This is a genomic window from Mesorhizobium sp. P3_A9 (genome assembly GCF_056402975.1).
In genome coordinates this window covers 1-2,803 of record NZ_JBFUGJ010000538.1, presented here as the reverse complement: position 1 = coordinate 2,803, position 2,803 = coordinate 1, and the positions used below count along the sequence as shown (strand labels likewise).

General features: G+C 55.7%; 4 protein-coding genes and 1 pseudogene. 2 read left to right on the top strand and 3 right to left on the bottom strand.

What is annotated here, in order from left to right:
* Positions 1 to 190: 190 nt before the first annotated feature.
* From AC1DX0_RS34095 to AC1DX0_RS34085, 3 genes are all read right to left on the bottom strand, one after another.
* Positions 191 to 439: a DUF6894 family protein gene (locus AC1DX0_RS34095; RefSeq protein ID WP_477223771.1), complete on the bottom strand. Its 249-nt coding sequence runs from the start codon at positions 437 to 439 to the stop codon at positions 191 to 193.
* Between the two features lie 303 nt (positions 440 to 742).
* Complete coding sequence (locus AC1DX0_RS34090) at positions 743 to 1,114, bottom strand: hypothetical protein (RefSeq protein ID WP_477223770.1); 372 nt, start codon at positions 1,112 to 1,114, stop codon at positions 743 to 745.
* A 52-nt stretch (positions 1,115 to 1,166) separates the two neighbouring features.
* The gene (locus AC1DX0_RS34085) at positions 1,167 to 1,373 is read right to left on the bottom strand and encodes a hypothetical protein (RefSeq protein ID WP_477223769.1); all 207 of its coding nucleotides are present in this window, start codon (positions 1,371 to 1,373) and stop codon (positions 1,167 to 1,169) included.
* 740 nt (positions 1,374 to 2,113) lie between these two features.
* Here AC1DX0_RS34085 and AC1DX0_RS34080 point away from each other — a divergent pair.
* Positions 2,114 to 2,389, top strand: a complete 276-nt coding sequence (locus AC1DX0_RS34080) for a hypothetical protein (RefSeq protein ID WP_477223768.1) — start codon at positions 2,114 to 2,116, stop codon at positions 2,387 to 2,389.
* 286 nt (positions 2,390 to 2,675) lie between these two features.
* A pseudogene (locus AC1DX0_RS34075) lies at positions 2,676 to 2,803 on the top strand (site-specific integrase); the annotation flags it as partial.

Below are 2,803 nucleotides of genomic sequence, written 5' to 3'. Positions count from 1 at the left end.
CGTGTGCGCAATGCTATATGGCATCCGCAAATTCCGCATCAGTCTCCACCACTCACTCGCACGACGGGTCAAGCGAAACATTTCCGGGCTCCAGGTCACATGGAGGGCCGCAAAGAAGATCGTCGAGCAATGCTGTGTACGCATCAAGCCGCGACCAGCCTGACAAGATGACTTCCTTGCGGTCGCCGGGTTAATGGCTTGCCATGGAAGGATGGCCCGGTGCATCCCTCCATTCAAGCGTGATGGTGAGGTGCAGATAGTGTCGGCCTGCTCCATCACAAACGTTGAATTCGAAGGCGCGTTTGGTGCCGTCCGGATGTGATTCCCTCATGATCCCTGCGAGGGCCCGAAGTCCTGCCTCACGCGCGTCATGCACGTCGACAAGATCGTTTGGATCAGCGATATCGGCATCCGGTACGTCGAAGAAATATCTCGCCATAGCCGTCTAATTTGCGGGATTGGAAAAGGTTCAATGTCGAATTTTTTCCGACCGCGCGCACGAGCGATCCGCAAGGCACACCTTTGAAAGAACAATTCCAACGGCAATGCCACTTCTTGGCACGTCGGAAGTTGTCCTGCTGTTCCAGGAATTGGCTGGATCGAGAAATGCTGAGAGGTAAGGCGATGAAAGAGGTTCGTCGCTGTGAGGTTGAGCGGATCGACCAGTTGGCAGAAAGCGCCACTGCCGACTTTCTCCGTCGCTCGTCGCTCACATATTTGGAATGTTGCATCGCGGTGATGCTTACCCACCTCGGTCGTGAGGAGGTAGCGGCAATCCTCGAACGAGAAGCGAAAGACCTGCGGGAGTTTGGTTGACGGCGCTGACGCTGGCGGGTCGGCTCGATGCCGAGCGGGATCCAGTTTCCGGAACATCCAGATGGAGGGCTTTTAACGCGCGAGCCGAGCCATCGAATTCGATCGCAAATCCAGCATCGACAGCAATCAGCGCGATGAGATCCTCAAGCTCCCGATCTGTATGTTGGTCAAGCGGCGACGTCTTCCTTAGGCTGTCGAAGACGTTGGCTATGGAAATACAGGGACAATCCACATTGCCAATTAGAAAGCTCACAATCGCCCGGCGGATCCGCGATGTATTTGGCTTTTGCTCCGGCACGAATGCACCCTCCTGCTCTAATCGCGCAGGGCTCTTGAACCCGAGGCCCTTGCTACATCAAACGAGATTGGCACGCCGTGCACATCGCATTTTGCGCCAGCAGTCGTTCCAACTCATGATTGGCTGCCACACAGTACGGCATTAGCGTTCTGATGGTGCGGATCGCCTGCGCCATCGACATGACCCGGCCCTTGCTCCTGGACATTACGAAAGCTTCAACTGCCTTCTCAACCGTGAGTGCATGAAAAGTGTGGGTCATCTTTAGCCTCCCAAGCGAAGGAGGTGGACATGGTTCGTTGCGGTGTTCAAGGCTCGGTATGACTACCGACAGTCCTGATAAGGCCAGTCATGCTGATCCGAAATTTGACTCGCCAAGCACTGYGTCAAACGGCATGACGAGAACGACGGTGCCGCTCAACGGCGGCGGTTGGCAGTCGCAGATTTTACGAGGGTAATGGGCTCGATGAGCCGATGGGAAAAAGGTCCGGCATTGATCTAGACGACGAAGTTTCCAACACGCCGGCACAACAGGAGGCTGCCTTGGGAAACGTCGAATCGACAACAAAAAATTTGAACGAGCCGATCGCGAGGTGCGCAAGCTGATCGATGCCGAACGCCAGGCCAGAGATGCCAAGACCGTCCGGCTGAGAGAGTTGAGGATCAGCGCAGGCCGAGACTTGGCTCTTGCCAAAGTGTAGGCATAGTTTGCTCGTTTATAAGCGCTTCATCCTCCACTGATCCAGGCAACTGTGGCAACGCAGAAATAATGCTTCATTGCTCGTTTGAGATCTACTCTCCCTCGACGGCCGGAACCTTTGGGACCGTTCAAGGTTAAGCCGAGCCATCACGTTCTAAACGATCCGCTGACCAAGATGTCTCTTCTTGGTCAGCCCCTGCGGCCTTGACCTAGGCGCGGGCCAGCCCTCTATCCAAGGTGTCCTATGACGAACAACATTCCCGAAAACCAAGCTCGACAAGGCCCTCTTGGCAGGCCCGTCCTTGTTGTTGCTCATAGCCGCGCTGCTGCTGGCCATTGCCGCCTGGGGTGTCGCCGAAATCTATGGCGTAGTCATCAAAGGATCGTCGACAGACCAGCAAGACCGCCAGGCACCTGCGGTCACCAGCCCAAACCCGGCGTCGACTGATCCCGTTCAATCTCAGTCTGACAGCCAGCCGATCGATCAAAATCCCAAGGTGGACAAGAATCCAACGCCAGCACAGGGGGTGACCAGCAAGGGGTGCAGCCGTCACAACCCGCTGCACATTAAGCCGTAAGTCGGTCCACCGATCTGCATTTCGGCGGGCTTGATTTGTCGTCACTTCTCGTCCTCACACCGGCGCATCGCTCAAGGAGCGCTGCACAGATCACGATCCCGCGATTCGCAGCAACCGGATACGATGCGTGGACCACTGTTGAGGAGCAGCGCGCCAGCAGTGACGATGACCGAATTTTCCCATTCAATCATAGGTCAGTCGGCACCGCCTTTCGTCGAGGGTGCGCTGACCTGAGCATTCACTACTTCATTTTCATGATTCGCGGCATAAAGGAACAGGTCGCCTCTTGGATGCTGGGTTCACGATTGAAAAGGTAGCGCTTGTAACTGGTCACACGGATTGGAAGATGTTGGAGCGTTATACCCATCTCAAGCCCCAGATGCTTCACACTATCCAAGCAGGGCAGCGTAGTTG